Annotated in this window: 17 protein-coding genes, 1 tRNA gene and 1 CRISPR repeat array; of the genes, 6 read left to right on the top strand and 12 right to left on the bottom strand. The window is 61.0% G+C overall.

All coding sequences use genetic code 11. From position 1 onward, the window contains the following. The first annotated feature begins 8 nt into the window (after positions 1-8). Genes QYE77_RS08060 through QYE77_RS08040 form a run of 5 tightly spaced genes read left to right on the top strand, consistent with a single transcriptional unit; the run spans position 9 to position 5,384 of the window. Positions 9-2,150 carry a molybdopterin dinucleotide binding domain-containing protein gene (locus QYE77_RS08060; protein WP_315624864.1) on the top strand — a complete coding sequence of 714 codons (2,142 nt, stop codon included), beginning with the start codon at positions 9-11 and terminating at the stop codon, positions 2,148-2,150. Positions 2,151-2,176: 26 nt separating this feature from the next. Continuing rightward, positions 2,177-2,890, top strand: coding sequence for a 4Fe-4S dicluster domain-containing protein (locus QYE77_RS08055; protein ID WP_315624863.1), 714 nt, complete (start codon positions 2,177-2,179; stop codon positions 2,888-2,890). After that, complete coding sequence (gene nrfD / locus QYE77_RS08050) at positions 2,880-4,319, top strand: NrfD/PsrC family molybdoenzyme membrane anchor subunit (protein ID WP_315624862.1); 1,440 nt, start codon at positions 2,880-2,882, stop codon at positions 4,317-4,319. Before QYE77_RS08055 ends, nrfD begins: the two co-directional genes overlap by 11 nt. A 10-nt stretch (positions 4,320-4,329) precedes the next feature. Further along, entirely contained in the window at positions 4,330-4,866 is a 537-nt protein-coding gene (locus QYE77_RS08045) for a quinol:electron acceptor oxidoreductase subunit ActD (RefSeq protein WP_315624861.1), read from the top strand. Next, positions 4,857-5,384 (top strand): c-type cytochrome, encoded by a 528-nt coding sequence (locus QYE77_RS08040; protein WP_315624860.1) that lies wholly within the window; start codon positions 4,857-4,859, stop codon positions 5,382-5,384. Before QYE77_RS08045 ends, QYE77_RS08040 begins: the two co-directional genes overlap by 10 nt. An 87-nt stretch (positions 5,385-5,471) precedes the next feature. Here the strand turns inward: QYE77_RS08040 and QYE77_RS08035 are convergent, their stop codons facing one another. The 7 genes from QYE77_RS08035 to cas1 form a co-directional block, all read right to left on the bottom strand. After that, the gene (locus tag QYE77_RS08035; RefSeq protein WP_315624859.1) at positions 5,472-6,977 is read right to left on the bottom strand and encodes a hypothetical protein; all 1,506 of its coding nucleotides are present in this window, start codon (positions 6,975-6,977) and stop codon (positions 5,472-5,474) included. Between the two features lies 1 nt (position 6,978). Beyond that, positions 6,979-7,866, bottom strand: coding sequence for a hypothetical protein (locus QYE77_RS08030; RefSeq protein WP_315624858.1), 888 nt, complete (start codon positions 7,864-7,866; stop codon positions 6,979-6,981). A gap of 16 nt (positions 7,867-7,882) precedes the next feature. Next, positions 7,883-9,796, bottom strand: coding sequence for a zinc dependent phospholipase C family protein (locus tag QYE77_RS08025; RefSeq protein WP_315624857.1), 1,914 nt, complete (start codon positions 9,794-9,796; stop codon positions 7,883-7,885). A gap of 4 nt (positions 9,797-9,800) precedes the next feature. Further along, the gene (locus QYE77_RS08020; protein ID WP_315624856.1) at positions 9,801-10,430 is read right to left on the bottom strand and encodes a hypothetical protein; all 630 of its coding nucleotides are present in this window, start codon (positions 10,428-10,430) and stop codon (positions 9,801-9,803) included. Between the two features lie 180 nt (positions 10,431-10,610). Continuing rightward, positions 10,611-10,701 (bottom strand) — tRNA-Ser (locus QYE77_RS08015). Positions 10,702-11,124: 423 nt separating this feature from the next. Then, a CRISPR array of direct repeats spans positions 11,125-12,481; the repeat unit is 36 nt; unit sequence GTCTTAATGCCCTGGCGGGCATTTGATGATTCTGAC. A 625-nt stretch (positions 12,482-13,106) separates the two neighbouring features. Next, entirely contained in the window at positions 13,107-13,394 is a 288-nt protein-coding gene (gene cas2 / locus QYE77_RS08010; RefSeq protein ID WP_315624855.1) for a CRISPR-associated endonuclease Cas2, read from the bottom strand. A 15-nt stretch (positions 13,395-13,409) separates the two neighbouring features. Then, positions 13,410-14,420: a CRISPR-associated endonuclease Cas1 gene (gene cas1 / locus QYE77_RS08005; RefSeq protein ID WP_315624854.1), complete on the bottom strand. Its 1,011-nt coding sequence runs from the start codon at positions 14,418-14,420 to the stop codon at positions 13,410-13,412. Between the two features lie 177 nt (positions 14,421-14,597). Between cas1 and QYE77_RS08000 the strand changes: the two genes are divergently transcribed. After that, positions 14,598-18,368 carry a hypothetical protein gene (locus QYE77_RS08000; protein ID WP_315624853.1) on the top strand — a complete coding sequence of 1,257 codons (3,771 nt, stop codon included), beginning with the start codon at positions 14,598-14,600 and terminating at the stop codon, positions 18,366-18,368. Positions 18,369-18,404: 36 nt separating this feature from the next. Here the strand turns inward: QYE77_RS08000 and cas6 are convergent, their stop codons facing one another. The 5 genes from cas6 to QYE77_RS07975 all read right to left on the bottom strand — a co-directional run bounded on the left by cas6 (position 18,405) and on the right by QYE77_RS07975 (position 22,804). Continuing rightward, a complete protein-coding gene (gene cas6 / locus QYE77_RS07995) occupies positions 18,405-19,298 on the bottom strand; it encodes a CRISPR system precrRNA processing endoribonuclease RAMP protein Cas6 (RefSeq protein WP_315624852.1) in 894 nt (297 codons plus the stop codon). 45 nt (positions 19,299-19,343) lie between these two features. Continuing rightward, positions 19,344-19,847, bottom strand: a complete 504-nt coding sequence (locus tag QYE77_RS07990; protein WP_315624851.1) for a hypothetical protein — start codon at positions 19,845-19,847, stop codon at positions 19,344-19,346. 130 nt (positions 19,848-19,977) lie between these two features. Then, positions 19,978-20,385, bottom strand: coding sequence for an OsmC family protein (locus QYE77_RS07985; RefSeq protein ID WP_315624850.1), 408 nt, complete (start codon positions 20,383-20,385; stop codon positions 19,978-19,980). Positions 20,386-20,423: 38 nt separating this feature from the next. Further along, on the bottom strand, positions 20,424-21,731 hold the full coding sequence (locus QYE77_RS07980; RefSeq protein ID WP_315624849.1) for an MFS transporter: 1,308 nt from the start codon (positions 21,729-21,731) through the stop codon (positions 20,424-20,426). A 5-nt stretch (positions 21,732-21,736) separates the two neighbouring features. Next, on the bottom strand, positions 21,737-22,804 hold the full coding sequence (locus QYE77_RS07975; RefSeq protein WP_315624848.1) for an ArsR family transcriptional regulator: 1,068 nt from the start codon (positions 22,802-22,804) through the stop codon (positions 21,737-21,739). Positions 22,805-23,216 lie beyond the last annotated feature (412 nt).

The raw sequence follows: 23,216 nt of genomic DNA, 5'->3' as shown, positions 1-23,216 counted from the left end.
GGAACAGCATGAGCGAAAAGATCTCCCGGCGCGACTTCCTCAAATTAACGGCTATGGGCGCGGCAGCCACGGCAGTGATGACCGGCTGCGGCCCGATGTCACGCTATGTGGTGCGCCGCCCCTATACCCAGATGCCCGAATACAACCAGACCGGTGAAAGCACCTATTACGCTTCCACCTGCCGCGAGTGCCCCGCCGGGTGCGGGATCATCGTGCGCACCCGCGAGGGGCGCGCCATCACCATTGCCGGCAACCTCGACCATCCCGTCAACCGCGGGCGCCTGTGTGCCCGCGGCCTGACCGCCCAGCAGGGGCTGTATAACCCCGACCGCATTCGCGGGCCGCGCTTCCAGGGGCGTGGTAACCCTGCCACCCCGCCCCGCGATCTCACCTGGGATGAGGCGGTGCAGGTGGTCGCCGCGGCGCTCCAAAAGCCCCCTGAACGCATCGCCTTCCTGCTCGGACTGGCGCCTGATCACCTCTTTGACCTGGTCGGCGAATTGACCCAGGCATTGGGCGCCCCGCCCCCCGTGCGTTACAGCGCGCTGGCAGCGCTGGAAGGGCGCACCACACTCCTCGAAGCGGTGCGGCGGCTGTTTGGCCGTTCGGCCCTGCCCTACTTTGACCTGGCCCAGGCCGAGGTGACCCTGGCGTTTGGCGCCGATTTTCTGCAAACCTGGCTCTCACCGGTCACCTACACCCGCGCCTATGGGGCCATGCGCCAGGGTAACCCGCGCCGCCGCGGTGAACTGATCGTCTTCGAACCGCGCCAATCCCTCACCGCTGGCAACGCCGACCGCTGGGTGCCGCTCATCCCCGGCAGTGAAGCCTATGTGGTGCTGGGGCTGGGGCAGCGCGTGGCACAGTTACGCGGCTTACCCGTGCCCGAGGCCTTCCGCGCCGTCAGCCTGGACGATGCCGCCCAGGTCAGCGGCATCCCCCTGGAACAACTGGAGGCCCTGGCGCAGACCTTCGCTGGCGCCGAACGTCCGCTGGCGCTGGTCGGCGGCAGTGCCCTGACCCAGCCCAACGGCCTGGTGACCGCGCAGGCGGTGCTGGCGTTGAACGCCCTGGTGGGCAACCTGGGCCAGCCGGGCGGCGTCTTCCTTAGCCCGGCTGATGCCACCCCCGCCCCGCTTGAGGCCGTGCGCGACCTGATCCGGCGCATGCAGGCGGGTGAGGTGGACGTCCTCTTCATCCACGGCGTCAACCCGCTGTTTGAACTCCCGGCGGCGCTGGGTTTTGAGGCCGCCCTGGCCAGGGTGTCGCAGGTGATCAGTTTTGCTTCCTTCCCGGATGAGACGGCGCTAAAGAGCGATTACATCTTGCCCGATCATTCGCCATTGGAATCCTTTGGCTACCAGCGCAGCCTGCCCGGCAGTGACCGCCCGGCCTGGTCGGCCTTACAACCCGTGGTGGTGCCGCTGTATGACACCCGCGCCACGGTGGATGTCTTGCTGGCGGCGGCGCAGGCCAGCGGGCATGCTTTACCCTATCGGGATGAGGTGGATTTCATTCAACAGAAGATCCTGCCCCTGATCAACGCCGGCGGCTTCTACACTGCGCCGGAGATCCTCACCTTCTGGAGCCGCTGGCTGCAGTACGGCGGCTGGTGGACACCGGAGACCGGTTTATCCGCCCCCAGCCTGGAGCGCCTGCCGGCCTCGTTCGGGACGCTGGCTCCACCCACCCCGCCCGCCGCGGGGGCTTTCTACCTGCTGACGTATGCCAACCACCTTGGCGATGGCAGCGGCGCTAACCGCCCCTGGTTGCAAGAACTGCCGGATGCCATGACCACAGTTACCTGGAATGCCTGGGTCGAGATTCACCCCCACACGGCGGATGAACTGGGACTGAAAGATGACGATGTGGTGCGCATCACCACGCCCTACGGCGCAGTGGAAGCCAGTGTGTATCGTTACCCGGCCATCCGCCCGGATACGATTGCCATTCCCTTTGGACAAGGCCACACGGCGCTGGGACGTTGGGCTGAAGGGCGCGGTTGCAACCCCGCCCAAATCCTGCCGGCCGGTAGCAACGCCGCCGGTGACCTGGCCTTTATCGGTACCACCGCCACGCTCACCCCGACCGGGCGGCGCCGCCCCTTGGCGCGGGTGGAAAGCAAGGATGGCGTTTACGGCGAACATTAGCCTTTTCATGGAGAGGAGACAGCACCATGGCTGAAGAACGACCTGCAAAATGGGGTTTGGTAATAGATTTGGATCGTTGCACCGGGTGCAACGCCTGCATTGCTGCCTGTTCGATGGAAAACAACGTGCCCTTCGTGGGCGAAGACGAGGTCGCATATGGGCGTGCGCTGTACTGGATTCGCACTCAGCGCTACTGGGAAGGCGAGTACCCCGCGGTGGCGCCGACCTTCCAACCGGTGATGTGCCAGCAGTGCGGCAATGCCCCCTGCGAGCCGGTTTGCCCGGTCTATGCCTCGGTGCACAGCGAGGAAGAGCAGATCAACCTGGCCGTCTATAACCGCTGCGTGGGCACCCGCTACTGCGCCAACAACTGCCCCTATTTTGCGCGCGTGTTCAACTGGTTCGATTACGAACTCCCGGAGCCGATGCGCTCCTATCTCAACCCCGATGTCACGGTACGCCGCCGTGGCGTAATGGAAAAGTGCACCTTCTGCGTTCAGCGCATTGTGCACGGGCGGCAGAAAGCGCGCGCCGAGGGCCGCGAACTGCGCGATGGCGAAGTGCAACCGGCGTGTGTCCAGGCTTGCCCGGCGGAAGCACTCGTCTTTGGTGATTTGAGCGACCCCGAGAGCCGCGTCAGTCAGATGGCGCGCAACCAGCGTCGCTACCACCTGCTGGAGGAATTGGGTACCCTGCCTCGCGTCACCTACCTGAAAGGAGTGGGAAACCATGGCGGTTGAAGCGAAACCCCTGGAAACACGCTTGCCCCTGACCCACGCCGAAGAAGACCCGCGTGAACATCTGATGTTCGACCCCCGCCCACGCGAGGAGATGAACCGCATGGTCATGGAAGCCATGACCCGCACCTCGCGCCGCTACTGGGCCTGGGTCATCGGGCTGGCGCTGGTGGTGCTGGTGTGCCTCTTCGGCGCGTGGGGCAACATGATCCTCACCGGCATGGGCCTGGCCGGCATCCGCCGCCCCGTCTTTTGGGGGGTGTTCATCGTCACCTTCGTCTTCTGGATTGGTATCAGCCATGCCGGCACATTCGTTTCGGCCATCTTGCGCGTCTTCAAAGCCGAGTTCCGCCGCCCCTTCACCCGTGCGGCCGAGTTGATGACCACCTTCGGATTGGCCGCCGGTGCCCTCTTCCCCCTCATCCACCTTGGGCGGGTCTGGGTCTTCTACTGGATGATCCCCTACCCCAATGCGCGCTGGCTGTGGCCCAACTTCCGCTCGCCGCTGGTGTGGGATTTCCTGGCCATCACCACCTACTTACTCAGCAGCACCATCTACCTCTATCTGCCGCTGGTGCCCGACCTGGCCATGGCGCGGGATCGCACGACTGGCTGGCGCCATGCCGTTTACCGCCTGCTGGCGCTGGGCTGGCGCGGCACCGAGGCTGAATGGCACCGCCTGCGTCGGGCGATCACCATCTTTGCGTTTGCCATCATCCCGGTCATGTTCTCGGTGCACACCATCGTCTCGTGGGATTTTGCGGTCGGCGTGGTGGCTGGCTGGCACTCCACCATCTTCGGGCCTTACTTCATCATCGGTGCCATCCTCTCCGGCGTGGCGGCGGTGGTGAGCATCCTCTTCGTCCTGCGCAGCACCATGCTGCACATGGATTACTTCATCCGCAAGGAACATTTTGACGCCCTGGGTAAGTTGCTGCTGGTCTTCTCGATGGCCTGGGCTTATTTCTTCTTCAACGACTACCTGCTCACCTGGTACGGCGGTGAGGAAGCCGCACGGCGCATCCTCACCCTGCACGCCACCGGCCCGGCCGCCTGGGTGTGGTACCTGATGCTGGTCTGCAACGTGGTCATCCCCTGGCTGACGCTGTGGAATCGCACCATCCGCCGCACCCCCTGGGCGATGTTCATCATCACCCTGTTGATCAACGTTGGTATGTACGCCGAGCGCTACACCATCGTCCCGCTGACCCTGGGGCACCAGCGCATGCCCTTCGACTGGGGCGTCTACACCCCCCGCCCCACCGAAATCAGCATCGTCATCGGCACCTTTGCCCTCTTCCTCTTGCTCTATCTGCTGGCCTCGCGCTTGATCCCGCTGGTGCCGGTCTGGGAGGTGCAGGAGGGTCAGATGGCGCACTCCCTGCGCCGGGTGGGCAAAGCCGAAGTGCCCAGTATCACCGAACTGGAGTAAAGGAGGGCTTATGGGCGCAAACGTGGTTCATCTGGCACTATTCAAGGAGACGGCCATTGACCATGCCGCTGAAGCCATCACCCGCCTGCGCGAGATGGGCGTGAGCGATCGCGATATCTCGGTCATTTCCGGCATTCCCTACTCCGAGCGCATCTTGGGTCGTCCGATGGCGTGGACGACCATTGGGCGCATCGGGCTGGCTGGGGCGGTGGTGGGTTTCCTGGTGGCGGTGTTCCTCTCCTTCGGCACCCCATTGCTCTACCCCATTCGCGTTGCCGCCATGCCTTTCCAGCCCATCCCAACCTCGATTGTGGTCATTTTCGAGTTGACCATGCTGGGGCTGCTCATCAGCACGTTTATCGGGGTTTTCGTTGAAACGATCTCGCCCTCGTTTGGGCCGCGTGGCTACCATCCAAAGGTCAGTGATGGGCACATCGGCATTCTTTTCAGCAGCCCCGCCCAGGTCGAAGCGGAGGTGCACGCGGCACTGGAAGCGCTGGGGGCGGAGATCGTCCATAATGTGGAGGAGGAACGCTTATGGCCGTGATGAAGCGCCTGCTCATCGTCCTGGTGATCCTGGCCAGCCCGCTGGCGCTGGGCCTGCTCTTCACCTATGATATTATTAAGATTGACTGGATCAGTTTCATGGAGATTCAGCCCTCCTATCGGGTGATGGAAGACCCCCTGCCCCTGCCGCCGCGGTCGGTGCCGGTACAGGGTGCGGCCTATATTCCGGAACTGGGGGCGCCGGTCAATCCGGTACCTGCCGACGAAGCCTCGCTGGCGCGCGGCAAGGCTTACTACGATGTGGCCTGCGCGCTCTGCCACGGCCCTGAGGGCAAGGGGAACGGCTCGTTCTCCGGCTTTCTGGTGGTGTATCCGCCGGCTAATCTGGTGGCGCCCGACGCCAACGCGCGCCAGTTGAGCGATGGCGCCATCTTCCTCACCATCACCAACGGTATCGAGGGACGCATGCCGGCGTTGATCGAAAATCTCCCCGACCCGCGCATGCGCTGGGATGTGGTCAATTACGTCCGCCACCTGCAACAACAAGCCGCGCCTTAGCCTTTATCCTCCCTTCCTCCCCGCTTTTGCGAACCGACCCGCTTACTTGGCGGGTCGGTTCGACTTTCCTTCTAAGCCCAGCGGAGCTTATACCACCTGGATCACGGCATCGTGACGCAGTTGGCACGGTTTCTCAAAACTCAGTTCCAGTTGGGAAGTGAGCACAAAGCCACCGATAGTATGGGCGGCATCGAAGGGTGAGGTGCCCTGGAGCACGGTGTTGACATCCTGGGCGAATACGAAGAGATACCAGTAGCCCGGGCGGTCGTATCGTTCTGCGCTGGCGTGGGTTGCGGCCATATCCGGATTGCCGGGCTTGAAGGTGTAGCCGCCGCTGTACCAACCATCGTTGGCCTTGGCGTCGAATGCCATGCCGTGATCTTGGAGATCGAATCGCCGCGCCACGCCATAGGTGCTGACCAGCACTGCCGAGACATAGAGGCTGGCGCCGGTGTAGTAAGTGCCATCCGGCTTCTTGAACCGTGCGCGGATCACCAATGGGCCGCTCAAGCGATCGTGCACGGCGGGTGCATCCACCTCGTAGGAATCCAGCCAGTGCAGGTTTTCGCGCTCATCGGCGGCCTCGTAGGTGTACACGTTGGTATTTGTGGTACGGGTGTACTGCCACTTTCCGGCGATGGGAAATTTACGCCCCAGGCTGGGCGCTTCGGGGTATTCAATGCGCAGGCGCACCTTCTCGCTCAGGGTTTTCTCTTTTTGACCGGGCGGGGTGGCTTCTTGCCCGCGGTAGTGCAAATCTGGGCCGTCAGACGCAATTGCGGCAGTGGCAGCAGCGCCTACGGCGGCATATAAGCCGCGCGCGACCCAATCGCCGGTATCAGTGGCCGAGGAATCCACCGAGGTGCAACAAGAAACCGAAGGATCGGTCTCTTCAAAGGTGCCGCTGACCGACACCATGCCACCGTCCAGGTCACCATCGCTGAAATAATCGTAAAGTAGTGCCCCGAGCAGAAGCAGTGCCGCCAGGATGGCCAGGGCAATCTTCCACCATGGGTCTTCGTAGGGAAACGGGCCGCGCACCCCTTCATAGGGCGGGGTGGGCACCCACTCATAGGATACGTCTTTGATCAGGGCGATGAACCCGCCGCGGTCTTCCTTGCAGCGCTTGCTCTCCGGTCCGACGATGGCGCGATGGATAACGATGCGCATGGTGCCCTGGGGCATGACCACGCTGTAGGTGCGGGTGGGTTTGTGGTAATCCACACGGGTGATGAAGAGTTTCTTCAGCACACGGCGGAAGGTGAAGCCATCCGCCTCGATGATCAGGCTGATCATGGCGATTCCGGGGGTAGCGTCGTGGAAATTTCCCAGGAAGCGCACCGGGAAGGATGCCCCCGCCGGTACGTCCCCTACGGTTTGCACGCCGGAACCGTACACAACGCCGGGATCCGAAATACCCTCGATATAGACGCGCACATTTTTAAGCAGGGCGTTGCTGGCGTTGGTTATCTGCACTTCGATAAACTGCAACCCCATGTTGACGATGAAGAACCCATCCGGGGTCATCAGATTAGTGGGTAAACACACCGCATAGGGGCGGTAAGGGATTTGAACGGCTACCGGGGTTGGCATCTCACACCTTCCTGGATCGTGTCTGAACGGGGGAATCGGTCGTGGACGGCGCTTTTTGTGCCGTCTCCGCCAGGATCAACACGCCCACGCCGCCGATTACCTGATCGTCTTCTATTTGTTCTACTAGGAAGAGCGCGCCGCCTTCAGGGGGAAATGTTTCGGGCAGGCGCACCACCAGTGCCACTCCCTGCTGGTGGCGCGGCGGCAGGGTCAGGGTCATCTCGGGACGCTGGCGTTCCAGCAATGGATCACCACATCGGTAAGGTTGGACCCCAAAGCGCTCCACGCCTTCAGCCTCGTGGGGCAGGGTCTTCAAGCCCAGGCCGGGGAGCAGGGGGCGCAGTAGATCGAGCGGTGCCCGGCGGGCGCGCAGTTCGACCTTTTCGCGCTGGCCAAAGTTGCCGGCCAGAAAAGGATGCACGTAGAACCCCATCTTCTGCATGGCGTAGCCAATAGTGAGATTTTTCTGTGCCATCTGCCGCCAGGCCGGGACGTTGTAAGGCGTGGAGGGCGAACGCGGGGGGAGTGGGTCAGTAGGGGCAAAGGCTTCGGCGATCAGGCACTCGTGCCCATTGTTGACCCACTGCGGGATCCAGGGCGTCACGCACAGCACCGGCTTGGTCTCGCCGGCGGCCAGGCTGACGTTGCTGAGGCCGATCAGCACAGCGGTGGTATCGTTGATCGCTGAGGCGGGGTTGCTCCAGTAAAAGCGCACACTTGCGTTAGTCACGGGGGAAGTGCCGCGGTTGTGCACCCGCGCCCATACGTAAGCCGAAACATTGGCGTAGGGCACCCCTGGCGGGTCGTTGGGGTCATCACTAGGTACCGTCCAGATATCGGGGCTGAGATACCAGGGGTTGCCGTCATCTATCCACAGTTCAACAGCCATCAGGTTTTCTCCTTTTTCAACACGGGGCATCCAAACCGGGGGTAACCTTAGAATCCACAAAGGATTCGCTCACCGGCTGGATAAAGTTAAAGGGCAGCGCGCCCAGCCAGGTCTTATAGCCGTAGCCGCGGTCCGAATCGAGGTTCCAGTTGGTATGCGCCAGTTGACGCAGGTTTGTGGTGGCGTTAGCATCGGCGGCGGTGCCGACCATGAAGGCGGTGAGGTGAGTTGCGTTGCCGATACGCAGGCAACGTTCGTAGAGCGCCCGCGTGCGTGCCGGCGAGGGCGAGGTGGCATAGGCGGCCAGGGCATCCAGGTTGAGCGGCTCCTGGTTGATGAAGACGTCAGGGGTGGTATCGGCGGTGGGCGGGGCAAAGTTGGCCACCGTGAGTGGCAGTTCACCCTGCGGCGGCGGGTAGACCAGGTGACTCACCAGCAGGTTGGTCAGGCGCGGATAGAGGCCGGTAGGCTGGCCAAGGGCAGCCAAGCGGGGCTGGCAGCCGATCAAACCACCTTGGAAGGGGGTGGTCAGGTTGCGCCCATGGGCGTCATTGAGGTCGGCGGGAACGGGGTAGATAAAACCGGTCAGGGCGAGCGTGGTGCGCACCATCTGCATGATCTCATACAGCAGCAGTTGCAAGGCATAAAGGATGGCCAACAGCACCAGGATGGGTAACGAAAGCAGAAGTGAGATCAAGAGATCAAAGAGGTCGAGTAGAGTTTCGAACGCCCAGGCCAGCAGTTCACCGATGTATTCGAACCAGGATGCCAGTTCCTTGAAAAACGATTCGTAGCAATCACGTGAACTGGAAGTCAGCCCAAAGGAGAGGATATCCCCCAGCGAACAGGCGCCGCTGGGCAGGGAAGGCGGTGATGGCGGCGGTTCGAGCAAATCGTCTAGGGCACCTTCGAGGATATCCGTCACCCCGGAGAAGGGCTCTTCGGGGCGCTCAACGGCCTGGTCGCGCATCAGTTCCAGGACTTTGTAGAAAATCTCGTAGGTCTCATCCAGTTGGGTGCGGGTGAGGAAGCCGTCGCCGGGCAGGCGGCGCGGGTGATCCACACTCTCATAGGTATCACGGAGGGTTTTGAAAAGCAGATCCCCCACGTCAGAGGGGAGCGCCGTGGGCAGTCCCAGGGTGTTCAAGAGGTGCAGGTTAATGTCGCGGTTGTAGTACTGCTGGAACTTCCAGGTATCCATCCAGTTTTCAACCGTGACGTGGCGCTGCACTTGCAAGCGGAACGGCCCGCCCACCACCTGGTTGACGTAAGCATGTCCGACCAGGTCGGTGGCGATGTGGGAGAGGTAGCCGTAGGCATAGGCGCGTTGGGCCGCCGAGCCGCCGCGCGCGTTTTCTACCAGGCGGCGGCCAAATTCGCCGGTGCGCCGGTAGTGGAGCATATCAAACCAGTACCAGCAGTTCTCACCCTGCCCCAGTTGCAACGGCGGCACGAACATTTGGAAGAGTGAGGAGGCTAGATGTGGAAAGCCCACGGCATCGGTGAGCAGGTCGGCGCCAGTGATAACGCCGGCAAACAGCCCAGTCTGGACGGTTTTCTTGAATAGTTCGGCAGTCTCTTTCATTTCTTCGATCAGATGGCGGATGAGCGCCACGGAGGAAGGTGCCAGCGTTTCCACCGCGGCTTCCAACGGCTCAACCACGGCATCACGAATATCGCGGATGGGTTGCACTAGCGTGTTGTAAAGTTTGCGCAGTTCGGCGTAATTTTTGTAGAGGGTGTAGAACTTATCCACAATCTCGTAATCCGGCGCCCAGAAGAGCAGGTCCGGGCCGACGGCGCCGATGTTGGCGATGGGCATATTGGCAGCCAGTTCGGCGCCGGCAATGCGCGCTGGAGCCGCCGTGGCGCCTAAGAGCACCCCGATGGCATCGTTCAACACAATATGATGGATGGCATACTTGGGCATGGGGTCACTCCAAATTCTGATAGTGAACGCTGGTGATATGGCGGTCGTATTGCCCGACGACGGTGAAGCCGCGTGGATCGAGCAGAGGGTCATAGACGATGCCAACCACCCGCCCGCTCTTACGCTGACGTACCCAGGGCAAGGTGACCTCGCGTTTTTCGCCGGGGTGAAGGGTGATGATGGCGCGTCCGCGCAGTTCATAGTCGGAGAGGGGGTGGGTGTAGCCGCCCGGGCCCTCGTAGATTTCAACGTAACAGGTCCAGGCAGGGTAGTTGCCATCGTTCCACACGGTGAAGGTGATGGTACCGATCTCGCCTACGCGCAGGGCGCTGATTTGGGGGGCGAAGTTGCTGGTGGCATCGAGGTAGGGGCGGGGCATGATCACCTTGCGGCGGTCGTGCCCACATTCGTCTTTTTCGTGTTCGCGTTCGCGTTGGGTCAGGCGGCGGTTGAGGAAACGCCGCCAATGGGCATACCACTCACCTTTGAGGGGCAAGGTGCGGGGCTCGCCGCCGGCCAGGGGGGAGGGCGCGGGAGGCGGCGCAAACACTGCGCGGGACGGATAGGTCACCGCGCGGATGGGTCGGCGCGCCGATGGCAGGGCCGACGCCTTGGATAAAGGTGGTTCTTTCATTTGGACAATCCTCCTTGGGAAGAACGGGAAACCGGCAGCCCAAAATCCCCCTGCGTAGACCGGTTTGAACAACGGGTGCGTTTCGGCACACCATTAGTTTACAACGTTTACCGACAATGTCAATTTTAGGAATTAATTCACGAACGGGGGATGAAAAACGCCCGGAAGGACCGGGCGGATTGGCGGAGAGGGCGGGATTCGAACCCGCGGTACCTCATCGGTACACGCGCTCTCCAGGCGCGCGCGTTAGGCCAGGCTACGCTACCTCTCCGAGCGCACCCGCGGGCCGCTCTTGACGCGAGTGCGCTTTAATTATAACCGAAAATTGAGGGGAGAGTGCAGGGCAGGTCGGAACCGAGAGGGCATCATCGCGGGCGTGGCCGGGTAAGCCGCCCCCGTCTTTACTGGGGGGCGGGGCGGTGGTACGCGGGTGGTTCGTTCTTCGGCGGGGGCCATCCGGGCGTCCTCTTCTCCCTGGTGTCTGCGCGCGTCCGTCTGGGGGAAAACCGCCCTTCCACCCCGACCCAAGGCCCGGGTGAGGGCTGAGAACGACCCGCTCCCAGCCCGGCAGAGGAAGAAATCTCACCGGGTCAACATCGTGCGGGCATGGCGTTTTGGGATGGAAAAAAACGCGGGTTGCGCCAATTTCACGCAACCCCGATTTTGAGAGTTGGGGTGTCCTGCCGGCACGCCTGTTGATGTGCCCTGGCGGGCATTTGATGATTCTGACGTGACTGCGTTCCGCGAAGTATGGCGCGTTCTCCGCGATGACGGTCTTAATGCCCTGGCGGGCATTTGATGATTCTGACCCACTCCTCCTTCTGCTCTTCTGGAGGAAAGAATCAGAGTGTCTTAATGCCCTGGCGGGCATTTGATGATTCTGACCGACCTCCCATGGCGGTACGCCCCAGGCCTCTGCCATGGTGTCTTAATGCCCTGGCGGGCATTTGATGATTCTGACGGAGAGTCCTCCACGAGTCTCCCGGGAGGGTGCGACTTTTAGGTCTTAATGCCCTGGCGGGCATTTGATGATTCTGACTGTCGCTAGGGTGGAGGTTCGCAAAACCGTAGATACGGTGTCTTAATGCCCTGGCGGGCATTTGATGATTCTGACTCAGGCCGGATACCAGCCTGATCAAATTGAATGGGTGGAGGAGTCTTAATGCCCTGGCGGGCATTTGATGATTCTGACGGGCTATCGTCAGGTAGATAACATTCTGAAATGGGCTTATTCGTCTTAATGCCCTGGCGGGCATTTGATGATTCTGACGATAGCGACAGGCGAGTAAAGCTAGGGGAAATCAAAACGATCGGCAAAGTCTTAATGCCCTGGCGGGCATTTGATGATTCTGACTTTGTATGGCACAAGTCTGACGAGGACTTGTTGCCAGACAATATGTCTTAATGCCCTGGCGGGCATTTGATGATTCTGACGCACCAAAACTACACCAAACTTTCGACGCTGAGCCTCTTTAACATGTCTTAATGCCCTGGCGGGCATTTGATGATTCTGACTCTTGCCAATGCGTGTCTTGGATTACAGCCCGACCTCCGGTGTCTTAATGCCCTGGCGGGCATTTGATGATTCTGACTCAATATCAATCGGGAGGCGTGTCATGAAAGTCGTATTAGGGTCTTAATGCCCTGGCGGGCATTTGATGATTCTGACCTAATTGCGACTCTGTTTGGACTGATTCGGTGGGGGTCTTAATGCCCTGGCGGGCATTTGATGATTCTGACGGATGACCAGATCGTCCTGGTGAATCCTGACAATGGAAGTCTTAATGCCCTGGCGGGCATTTGATGATTCTGACGCATTTGTATCTACGACTACGCCACAGAAGCCTACACCGGAGAGTCTTAATGCCCTGGCGGGCATTTGATGATTCTGACGGGCTATCAAAAACCTGACCGAAGGAAAGGAGGTGATTATCGGTCTTAATGCCCTGGCGGGCATTTGATGATTCTGACCGACAATAAGCGAACTTGAAAAATGGGCGGAGTCACATAAAAATGTCTTAATGCCCTGGCGGGCATTTGATGATTCTGACTGCAGACATCTAGACAACTGAAAGTGGGAGAAACTGCGCTTTTCCAAGCCCATTTTACGGGCTAAAGTGGGAGAAAATGCGCAGATTGAAGGCTGTTTTTAGCCATCAAGTGGGAGTTTAATATTCAATCCTTGAATTTTGCGCACCCCCCCTCCCGTTTTGAGCCCTTTTGGCCTCATTTTCGAGGGGGGTGCGCAAAAGTGATTATTTTCACAAGTTAGGCCCTGGCGGGCATGTTCATCCTACAATACCGTTTGCGGCCACCCCTGCGCTATTCCCTTGTTAAAGTGCGATCTTCAGTTATTCTTATTATAGGGATTTTTCCGTACGGATGCAAGTGCTGCGCGGAGAAAACTGGCCAACCATCCGGGGTGATTTTTACCGCTTCAAGATCACCACCCCATAATGCCTCTAAACATCCGTCGCGATCATCTTTGACTGCGAAACGGTACTGGGCGCGGTGGAGCAGCAACGGGCTACCCCGCTCCCTACATGGCCTTCATGACGGTGGGATGGGCTCAGCACCGCAAGGTTTCTTCACGGCAACGCCGGTTGTATGCGCCAGCGCGTGTCTGGCGCACCGCTGGTATGGCGGTGCAGGCTCCCGGCCGGGGAAAGGGGTCCCCTATACGATGATCGCCCCCGGTGGCGGGGTGAGGCGGGCGCGCCCGAGGGTGCGAATGGTGCCCTTGCATCCTCCGCACAGGCGGTAGATGCGCAGTGAATCCTCCTCGACGACCAGAACCCGCTCCACCCGTTTGAGCAGGCGCTCCAATTCGCGTGGGGTCAGGTAAGCCTCGAAGACGCTTTCCTGCACCCGTTCGCCAAGGCTCTCCATCAGCCGCGCAATCTTGAGGCGGCGGCGATCATCGGCGATATCATAGGCGAGGACGTAAAAGGCGCGTTCGTCCATGATTTTTCTCCCGGCTTAGCGAAACCCCATGCCCTGATAGCCGGCTTGACCCGTGGTGATGCGGTGGGCAATTTGGCGTGCCTGTTCGATGAGGCACTGACGCAAGGTGAGCGTTTGGCCGCTCAAGGGGTGGGTGAAGCGCCGTTCCAGGCGTTCTTCAAAGGCCTGGAGGAAGACGCGCCGCCCCCGCTCACCCAGAATCACCGGACGCTCGGCATCGCCAGGGTGGAAATCCTCGGGTGTCATCTGCCCACTGCGGCAGGCCCACAGCACCAAACCATCCACCACCGGGCGGAACTCTTCCATCAGATCCAACCCCAGGGCCGGGCGGTTATAGACCACCTCGTGCAAAAAGCCGGCATAGGGATCCAGCCCGACCGTGCGCACGGCACTGGTAGCCAGTTCGGCCAGCAGGGTATAGCCCAATGAGAGCAACACGTTGACCGGGTCGGGAGGGGGACGGCGTTGGCGGGCTTCGAAGCGCCAGATGGGATCAAAGAAACGGCGGTAGCCGCTGAAATAAGCCGCAGTCGCCGCACCTTCCAGCCCGCGCAGGGAAGCCAGGGTGGTTTTATGCGGCACCTGGCGTAAGAAGTGCTCCAGGCTGGTCACGGCGGCCGATACGGCGGGGTCGGGGGCTTCGCGCTGGTGGCGCTGGAGCAAAGTTCGTTGGTGTTCCAGTTTGGCCCGGACAAAGCCGTGCGCCATTCCCAGGGTAAAGGCGGGATCTTCAAGGTGGCGGTACTGGGCGCGGCGTAACGGGACGTGAGGGGTCAATTCCCCGCTCAGCCGTCCGCGGTAGTCGCCATCCTGGGTGAGAAAGACAACTTCGATCCCCTCGCTCAGCAGGGCATGGATGGCGGGCGTGGTCAGGCCGATGTTGCCGAACAGCACCACCTGTGAGACCTGCCCGAGCGGTACATTGGCCAGGATGGGCGGCGGATTCCCCTCGGCGGCTTCAACGGTCAAGCGGCGGTTGTGGATGCGCAGGCGCGCCCCCTGATGGGCTACGTAAAGCGGGGCCATGGCGTGTGATCTACCTCCTTTGTTCTCAAGCCGGATGGGCTCAAACTTCCCTTTCCCCTTGCGGGTGCAAGAAGATGGCCAGTTAACGCTGACTTCCAGGGTTTGTGGGGTAGCGCATCTCCAGCGCCGGCCTATAATTTATTCAGACAACGTTGTTTTGTGCCCGGGGGTGGAGCCATGAAAGGAAAATGGATCGGGTTCATTGTTTCTCTTTTGGCGCTGGGTGCATTTCTTTTGGGTGTGGGGCGCTGGATCGTTAATGCCCAAACCCAAGCCCGCGTTTCCCATGAGGCGTGCGTGGGCAACTGTGTGGTGGATGTCTATTTTCTCCATTCCGAAATGGGGGATCGGGCGGCCAAGGAGTTTTACCACCGCTGGTTTGACACCTACTACAACCTGACCAGTTGTGATGCCGATTGGGAGAGCCAATTTTCGTTTCTCCTGGATGTGATCAGCGATATTGTGGGCGCGCCCGGTGCGCCGACCCTGCAATGCTGGCAGGGGGTGTTGGGGCAGGCCCAGGTGTGCAGTCAGCAATGCCAGAACTACACTATCCCGGATGCCAAGTACGCCCCGAATCTGAGGCTGACTCTCACCACGGCAGAGCAGGGTTACTTCGCGGTCAAGGTGGATAACACGGCTAATCGCGATGCGCTCCCCGAACGCCAAACCAACGCCTACAGCCGCGCCTACCGCCTGAACGCATACCTGACGTGGAATGACGGCACCCCCCTGCTCATCCACACCCAGGACATGCCCAGCCTGGCTTTTCCGACCTGGATTCATCGCGGGGGTTACGATGACTGTGTTCAGGCTTTTGGGGCGGATGAGGATCGCTGTTCGATCCTGGGTGCGTTCCTCATCCCCACCGAAGCCACCGCAGCGGTCAATTTCCTGAACGGAGCACTCTACGATTTAACCGATCAGGTGTCCAATCGCTCCAATGTTTCTGGATCGTTCCAGACCGATGGCTACGTGCGTTTGCTCAGCGATGGGTCGAGCCTTACCATTCGCCAGGGGGATTATGCCGGGTTGGTCTGGATCAAGACCTATAATGCTTCCAAGAAGACCCACTCCCAGCAGGTAATTCCCTGGGATGCGCACAACGGCGATGTCAAAATCACCAACCATGAGTGCACGTTTGGGCTTACCACCTGCTGGATCCTCGGCGATCGCACCGATGTGGATACCTATGTCTTTGCCCTGCAAGGCCCGGCGGAAAAGATGCTGCCCGGTACGTACCAGGTGGAGGTTGAGGCTGACCTAGGCCACGAAAAATACCTGGCCGATAACCGCGCCAGTTATGGTTATGAGGCCTCTCCCGTCCTACCGGAACAAGGCCAGGGTGGGGGTGAGGGAGGAACCCAGGAAGAGACCCTGAGCGTGGACAGCCTTCCGGTTGCCGACCTGAGCGGGCCGGGGCGTTATACGTTTTCGATTCCTGCCGGAGTGCCCGGCTTGATGTTCCGGGTGGCGGTTCCGGCCAACCTGCAAAATCTCAACATTTATATCACTGCCCAATCCGATCATCTTTTCAACGTCTTTGTGCGGAAAGGGGAACGCCCGGTGCCTCAATACCCGACGGTCAATGAGGACTATGACTGCTGGATGCCAGCCACGTTGAGTTTTGACAATCAGTGCCAATACCTCAATCCGCGCGCCGGCGAGTACTACATCTTTGTCAATGGCGACCCCGGCAGCGCTTTTCGGCTCGATATTGAATGGATCTATCCGCGCGCGACAACCACACCTTTCCCCACCCCCATGTTACAGGGCACCCCATCCCCTGCCGCAACCGCAGTAGCCACACTGCCCGCCGGCGCTCTGACCGAGGTTGAGCCGAACGATGCTCGTCATGCCGCCAACGCCTGGGATATGAAGGCCACTTTCAGCGGCCAGTTAACGTTTATGGATGTGGATTACCTCCATGTGACCTTTGATCAATCGGGGATTTACACCTTTACGCTCACGCCCCTCAGTGCCGAGTGGAAGCCCATCCTGCGCCTGATGCGATCTTCCAGCCAAAGCGTCCTTTACGACGCCCGTGCCGAACACATGGGTCAACCACTCACGCTAACGGTGGGGGCGCGGGCGGGCGAGGCTTTTGACCTGGCGATTACCGGGGAGATGCGTTCCTCTCTGCCACCCCAAGCCTATCAAATCGCCCTCACCCAGGTTCTTCCCGATCCCGATGAGCCAAACGACGCGCCGGGGCAGGCCACCCCCTGGGATATGTCCGCCCTCTATCACGGCTATCTCATCCCTGGCGGCGAAACCGATTATCTATCCGTGACCTTCCAGCAATCGGGGATCTACACCCTCACCGCAGTAGATCCGACGAGTACTCAGGAACTCAAACTGCGGTTGATCCATCCGGTCCGCCGTAATACTCTTGTTTCGGCGCAAGCGCGGAAAAAAGGAGACTCGGTTCGACTCTCATTTGATGCTTCGGCCGGCGAAACCTACTTAATCGCCGTTTCCTCGTTGCTGTTTGGCTCCTTTGGCAGTCCCAATCCGTACCAATTGACCCTCAGCGATGTCGTCCCCGACCCGCATGAGCCCAACGACTCGTTCGATCAGGCCACGTTCTGGGATCTCACCCAGGGGCCGATACAGGGCTTCTTTTGGGGTGATGCCAACGGAGATTATTTCTCGTTCATCGCCCCGGCCACCCGAGACCACTCGCCGGTCACCTTTACGGTGACCAATCCCTTCCCTTATGAACGGCTCAACGTTTTTCTCTACCGGGGGCGGGGGTACCCGCTCACGAGCCTCAACGGCCAGAGGGGCCAGCCCCTTTCGCTGACGGCGACCCTTGAGACCGGGCAGGTGTACTACCTCCGCATTTCCAACCTGGGGAACAAGAATTCGCTTGAGCCCTATACGCTCAGCGCAACCTACACCCCCGACACCTCCCAAAACGGTGCCTCAGACCAGTATCTGCGTACCGTGCGCTTCAGCGGGCGGGTGTTATTGCGCACCCGGTTCCTGCCGCGTCCGTTGGCCGGGGTTGAGATTTACGCCCAAGTGGGTGCAACGCCGGCGGTGCTGTTGGGGCGCAGCGGGCGCTCTGGCGCTTTCTCGGGGTCTCTCGACCTGGCGGCAGGTCAAACCGTGCGCCTTTGGGCCGTTGCAGCCAACTATGTATTTGATCCGCCCGAAATCACCTGGACGGCGGACGCAACGACTCGTTCGCGCAATTTCACCTTCTACGCCAGCGAGGCGCCGGTGCTCCAAATGACCGCCACCCCGACCGTGGTTACCGCCACCCTGACTGCTTCGCCGCGCCCGCGTGCCTCGGCCACACCGCTTCCTCCCTCCAGCACGCCCTTACTCCCAACGCCGTCGCCTTCTTCGGCCGGGGCGCAGGTGCGCATTACGGGGTACCTGTGGCGTTTGTTCCCCAACTCTGAGCCGGCCGGAGTGGGCGCCGGCCAGGTGTTGCTGACCATCAACGGCGTGCCCCAGCCGGTGGTTTATAGCCTGATTGACGGCTCTTATACGATCGTGCTTCCAGCCGTGAAAGCGGGGGATGAGTTGCAATTATCGGCTTCTGCCCCCGAAGACCAGTTTGAACCGAGGTTCTATCAATGGCGGGCTGAGGCCGGGGTAACACAGTGGACGTATGATTTTTATTCTTACTGGGGCACGCTCACGCCTCCCGAGCGCGATGATCAGAACCGCATTTATGGCTGGATTACCGATGACGAAGGACGGGGCATCCCCGGCCAGTTTGTGATCGTGCAAATGGGCACGTCAGATGCGCTGCAGCGGATTGGCCCAACCGATGCCAACGGTTACTACGAGGGACGGGTGCGCCTGCCCAGCCGCATCATGGTCTCGGTCTGGGTGGAATCGCCGGGGTATGTTCCTGCTCGCCGCCAATTCTTCCACGCGTTTGCGCCCGAAGACCGCCGCCTCGATTTCAGCCTGGCAACGGCGCCGTAACGCGTAGGCGTGGCGGCATAGAAGGGGGGCTCGCAGTTATTCCAACGGCGTGGCATCGTTCTCGGCGGAGTCTGCCGTGGCCTCGGTGGCGCGCAGGCGGCATTGCCCCATACCCACCGAGACGGCCACGCCTACACCCGAGAATTGCGCCAATGCAGCCAGGGCGCTCATCACGCCCATCCAGTAGCGATCGTAGTTGAGGGTGGTGTAAGTAATGTCGCCCACCGTACCGATGCGCATTCCCCCTTCTTTAAACGGCACCGCCTGACTGCGCAGGTTGAAGCGCGAAATGACCAGGCATTCCGCGGCATACTGGCGCGCCGCTTCGGGCAGGGCGACCGGGGCATAGCGGTTCCAGCGTTCCAGCAGGTTGCCGAAGACCAGATCGGGCAGGGGCAGGGGTTGTGTACGTTCACTGGAATGGAAAGCGGTCGGGCTGGCGAGGTGCAAGGTCAGGCGGCGCGGCGGGCGGTGGTGGGGCAAGAGGTGCTGGGCGCCCAGTTCGGCGAAGGAGGTCGTCGCCGCCCAGGGATGCTCGCTTTCATCTGTGGCCACCGCAACCACCTCAAAGGACATGGCTTCTAAGGGGATAATTTCTCCCGGCCTCAACATTCCCTCCCGCGTTGCTCGGAGCAGGATCGCCGCGACCTCGGCAGTGAGCGCGGTAAAGCGCAGGGTGTAGCGGTGGTCGGGATCAAGGCGCCCGTGGGGAAAACTGCCCAGCAAGTTGGAGGTGGTGAAGGGGCGCACACCTTCCTCGTCGTGAAGGCGATTGGCCAGGTCGGGGTCGGCGGCGCCGATAACCCGCAAGAAGAAGGCGTGGGTTGCTCGCCCCCACCAGCGCGGTAAGGGGCGCTGAGACCGGATGGCTTGCGGGGTTGGGCGCAAGGTGAGGACGAGGGAAAGCAAATCAGGGGTGGAAACGCTCATCACCCCTGATTTTATCATAGTGCACTGGGTGGGTAGCGGAACGAATTAGCGCGTCAACTGCACCTCGACCTGGAGCACCAGGGCATCCGATTCCACGGCGATCTCGCGCAGGCTGACGCGGTCACCGGCACGGCGCATCTGTTCCTGCAACTGGGTGCTCAGCAGGCGGTTCAGGGTTTGCAACTGGTCTTCGCTCACCGTCACGCCGGGGATCTCCAGGCGGGTAATGGTGACCTGGGGCAGGCCGTCTTGCACGGCAAAGCGCATCTCGGCCTGGCCGCTCACGGTGGGAAGGTTCTCGGCTTGAGCGCGCATGGTCACTGCCAGTCCGTCCGGAGGCAGAAACGTAAGCGTGTCCACCGTCACGGTCAGGGGATTGCTGCCCTGCTGGGCGGTATAGGCCTTGACCGCCAGGTCCACCAATTGGCGCAGGGCGGCTTCATCCAGCCGCACCGGCACGATCAGACGACCTTCTTCTACTTTGGCTTTGCATCCTCCCAGCGCCCCCATCAGCACGATCAGCAATAAAACCGCAAGTACTTTACGCATCTTCTCACCTCACTTGACGCTGATTAGGCAATCTCGTCCGACGGGGACGATTCTAACCCAAAACGCGCCGTGGGAGGGGAAAATAACGGCGGGGCGCGCCGGGCACTGTATTAAGACGGGCCGCTGAGGATCAGGCGGGTTGACCAACCACCTCAGTGTGCACGTTGAAGCGCGGCGGGCGCTCCAGGTGCTTCTTCACCGCGCACTGCTCGGCGGAACGCACCAGGGCGTCATAGTATTTCTGCGGGAACGTTGGTGGTACCTGGATCTCCAGATCAATCTCGTCCACCATCCCGGTCGAGGGGTTGCTTCGTATGCGCTGGATGATGCGAATGCCATCGGTCGGCAGGCCGCGCTGGCGGCAGAAGCCCAGGACGTAAATCCCGGCGCAGGTGCCAATAGAGGCCAGAAAAACGGCAAACGGGGTCGGGGCAGAACCCTCGCCGCCACCCATGGGGGGTTGGTCGGTCTTGACGGTGTAGGGGCCAAAGTGGGCGTCCACCCGCGCCCCACCCGGAAAGTCAATGATCATTTCCATACGTTGTTTCATCCTCCACGTTCAATTTGTGATTGACATCACTTATTCAGATGCGCCGGGCGTTGAAAAGTTGCAGAGGTGGCGGGCAGTGCCGCCGAACCGGGCTGAGGCCGCCAGAAGTAGTACCAGTAGCAAAATACGGCCAACGAGTAGAGCACCAGCGTGCCGAGGAAGGCCGGCCCAAAACCGTAGCGAACCTGGAGCCAGCCGCTCACGGTGGGGCTAAAGGCCCAGCCGAAGTTATTGGCCATGCTGACCAGGCTGGCTACCGTGCCGCGGGCGCCCGGCTCCACCCGTTCCATCACAAACGCCTGATACACCGGCAGGCCCATGTTCATCAGGGTCAGGCGAATGTAGTAGGCGGCGGCGCTGAGCGGGAACCAGGGGGCAAAGCCCATCAGGGCCAGGAAGGGGATCGAGAGCAGTTGGGTCACCACCACCAGCGGCACCTTGCCCCAGCGGTCGGCCAGGGGTGGGGCGATGAGCAAACCCACCCCCATTGCCAGCGATCCCCAGGCGAAGAGGGTGCCGATCACCGGGTCAGGTTGATGGTGCACCTGGCGGTAGAAGACGTTCATGAAGGGCATGATCAGCCCGGCGCCGATCGAGGTGAGGAAGGTGGGCAGGATTAACTTGCCAATGGTGTTGAACTGCCGCCCCAGGTAGGTCAAGGGGGCAAACAGGGAACGTTCGGCGCGGGACAGGTGCAGGGGGCGCAGGAAGAGCAGGGGCAGTAAGCCCAACGCCGCCGCGGCGACGATGGCGCCGAGGGCCAGGGCATAGGCGGTGGCGCTGGTGGGGGCAACGCCGCGCCACGCGCCCAGCCACGTGGGCAGGTAACCACCGACCCAGTTGCCGATAAACCCGGAGACCGTCTGCAGACCCGAGGTGAAGGAAAAGAGGTAGGTGCGTTCCTTTTCGCCGCTGTTTTCCATCAGGAAGGGCCCCATGGTTACGCCGCTCAAACTTTGCGCCAGCCCCAAGAGCAGGTTCATGCTGACAAAAACGCCCACCGAGGGGAAGAGCACCATCGCCACCACCGCCAGCCCGCTCAAGCCGCTCCCCAGCAGAAGCGCCGGTTTATGCCCCAGTCGGTCTACCAGGTAACCCATGGGCAGGGCGGAAAGCAAGGCGCTCAGACTGCTGAGGGCGATCAGCGTGCCCAGCAGGGCTTCGTCGTAGCCCAGGGCGAGGACGTAGAAGTTGAAGAGCAAGCGGAAGACGCCCATCGCTGCGCCGCTGATCACCACGCTGAGCAGGTAAAGGCGGGCATTCAGGGAGAACGCCTTCAGGCGGTCGGCGTACAAGCGTAATACGGTCGAAAAGCGGGAGAAAAACGCGGGCATCAGGGTTACTCCGGGGATGAGGGATGAGAATCGGGATGCAGAAAGGATTCGAGGTCGGCGCAAGCGGCGGTGATGGCTTCGCGGCGCAGGGCGTAGCGCCGTTCGCCCGCGCGGGTGATAGTGATGTGCACCAGGCCGGCCAGGCGCAGGGCTTGCAGGTGGTGCACCACGGTCGGTGGGCGCAGGCGTAACTGGCGTGCCAGAGAGCTGGGGGTTTGCGGCCCTTGCGCCAGGTAGCGCAGGATGCGCAGGCGGGTAGGATCGGCGAGGGCTTTGAGGCGGTGGAGCAGGGTCGGAGGCAGGTTCTCGCCGCTGGCCAGTGCCTGCGAGGGTGGGCGACAACCGAAGACCATCAGCCAGCGCGTTGGGGTAACCTGGCCGTAGAAGACCAGCGGCGTGCTCCAATACGAAGGCACCAGGACGACCTCGGGAGCTTCCTCGAGCACCTCGAAGCGCACGCCGCCGGAGAGGGTTTCGAGCAGGGTGGGCAGGTCGGTGCGCGTGGCCAGGGCCTGCGCGTCGGCCAGCCCGCGCGCCAGCCAGGGGCGCAGGTGAGTTTCCTCTTCGTGGAAGAAGGCCTGGTAGAAGGCACGCAGGGCATCCAGCAGAGCGGTGCCAAACGCCTCGCCAGCACTGAGGGCTTCGGCTAGCAGGGTAAAGGCCTGGGGATGGCGCGGATGCCACACGTGTTCGTAGGCCTGGCGCAGGATCTCCCAACCCGCCGGGGTGATCTGGCCGCGCCGGGCCAGGTCATCCAGTGCCTGGCGCGCTTCGGGCGGCCACTGGGGGTGGGTGAGCAAGGCGGGTAAGCGGGTAGCGGGGGGCAGGGCAGCCAGGGCATCCAGGGCGCCGGCGGTCTCTTTGGCTTCCGGCGGCAGAGCGTGCAGCCAGGGTAGGGGCACGCCGAGGAAGGCCTGAGCGCGTTCCAGGTCGGCGCGCTGGGCGGCGGGCAGGCGCGAACGCATCCCGGCGGCCCAGGTGGGGCGCAGGCCAAAATCGCCGGGGTGGTGCAACACATACAAGGCGACGAAGAAATCGTAAGCGCTACCGCTTTCCCAGAGCAGGGTGGTCATCGAACCTCATTATTAGATCATGGTCTAACGGATTAGAGGATAATCGAATCAAGTTATTGCGTCAAGTCCAATTTGAGACCTGGCAAAAGGAGGCGCAGAAAACGGGGCGATGTCGAGTGAGTTCCCCAAGTCCAAAGTTGAGGCTTCGTGCCTGAATGGTGTTAGAGGGCATTGGGGACATGAATCGCCTCTGCACTTCTCATATTGAACGTAAGGCAAGAAGAGTAAGTTCAGTTTTGAAACTCAAACGTCAGCAATGAATAATCACCCACTTTTATCTAGAGGTCAGTTGTTAATTTTATATTGACATTTGTGTTTTTCTTTTTATAATAAAAGTGAAACTGCTTTCATGATATAAATTACAACCTGAGGTGTATGATTTGTCCCTATTTTCTCACCGACTCACCCTAAC

This window comes from Thermanaerothrix solaris (assembly GCF_032334255.1).
Classification (GTDB): domain Bacteria; phylum Chloroflexota; class Anaerolineae; order Anaerolineales; family Anaerolineaceae; genus Thermanaerothrix; species Thermanaerothrix solaris.
Note: the sequence above shows the minus strand (reverse complement) of the source record. Positions and strands in the feature narration are given on the sequence as shown.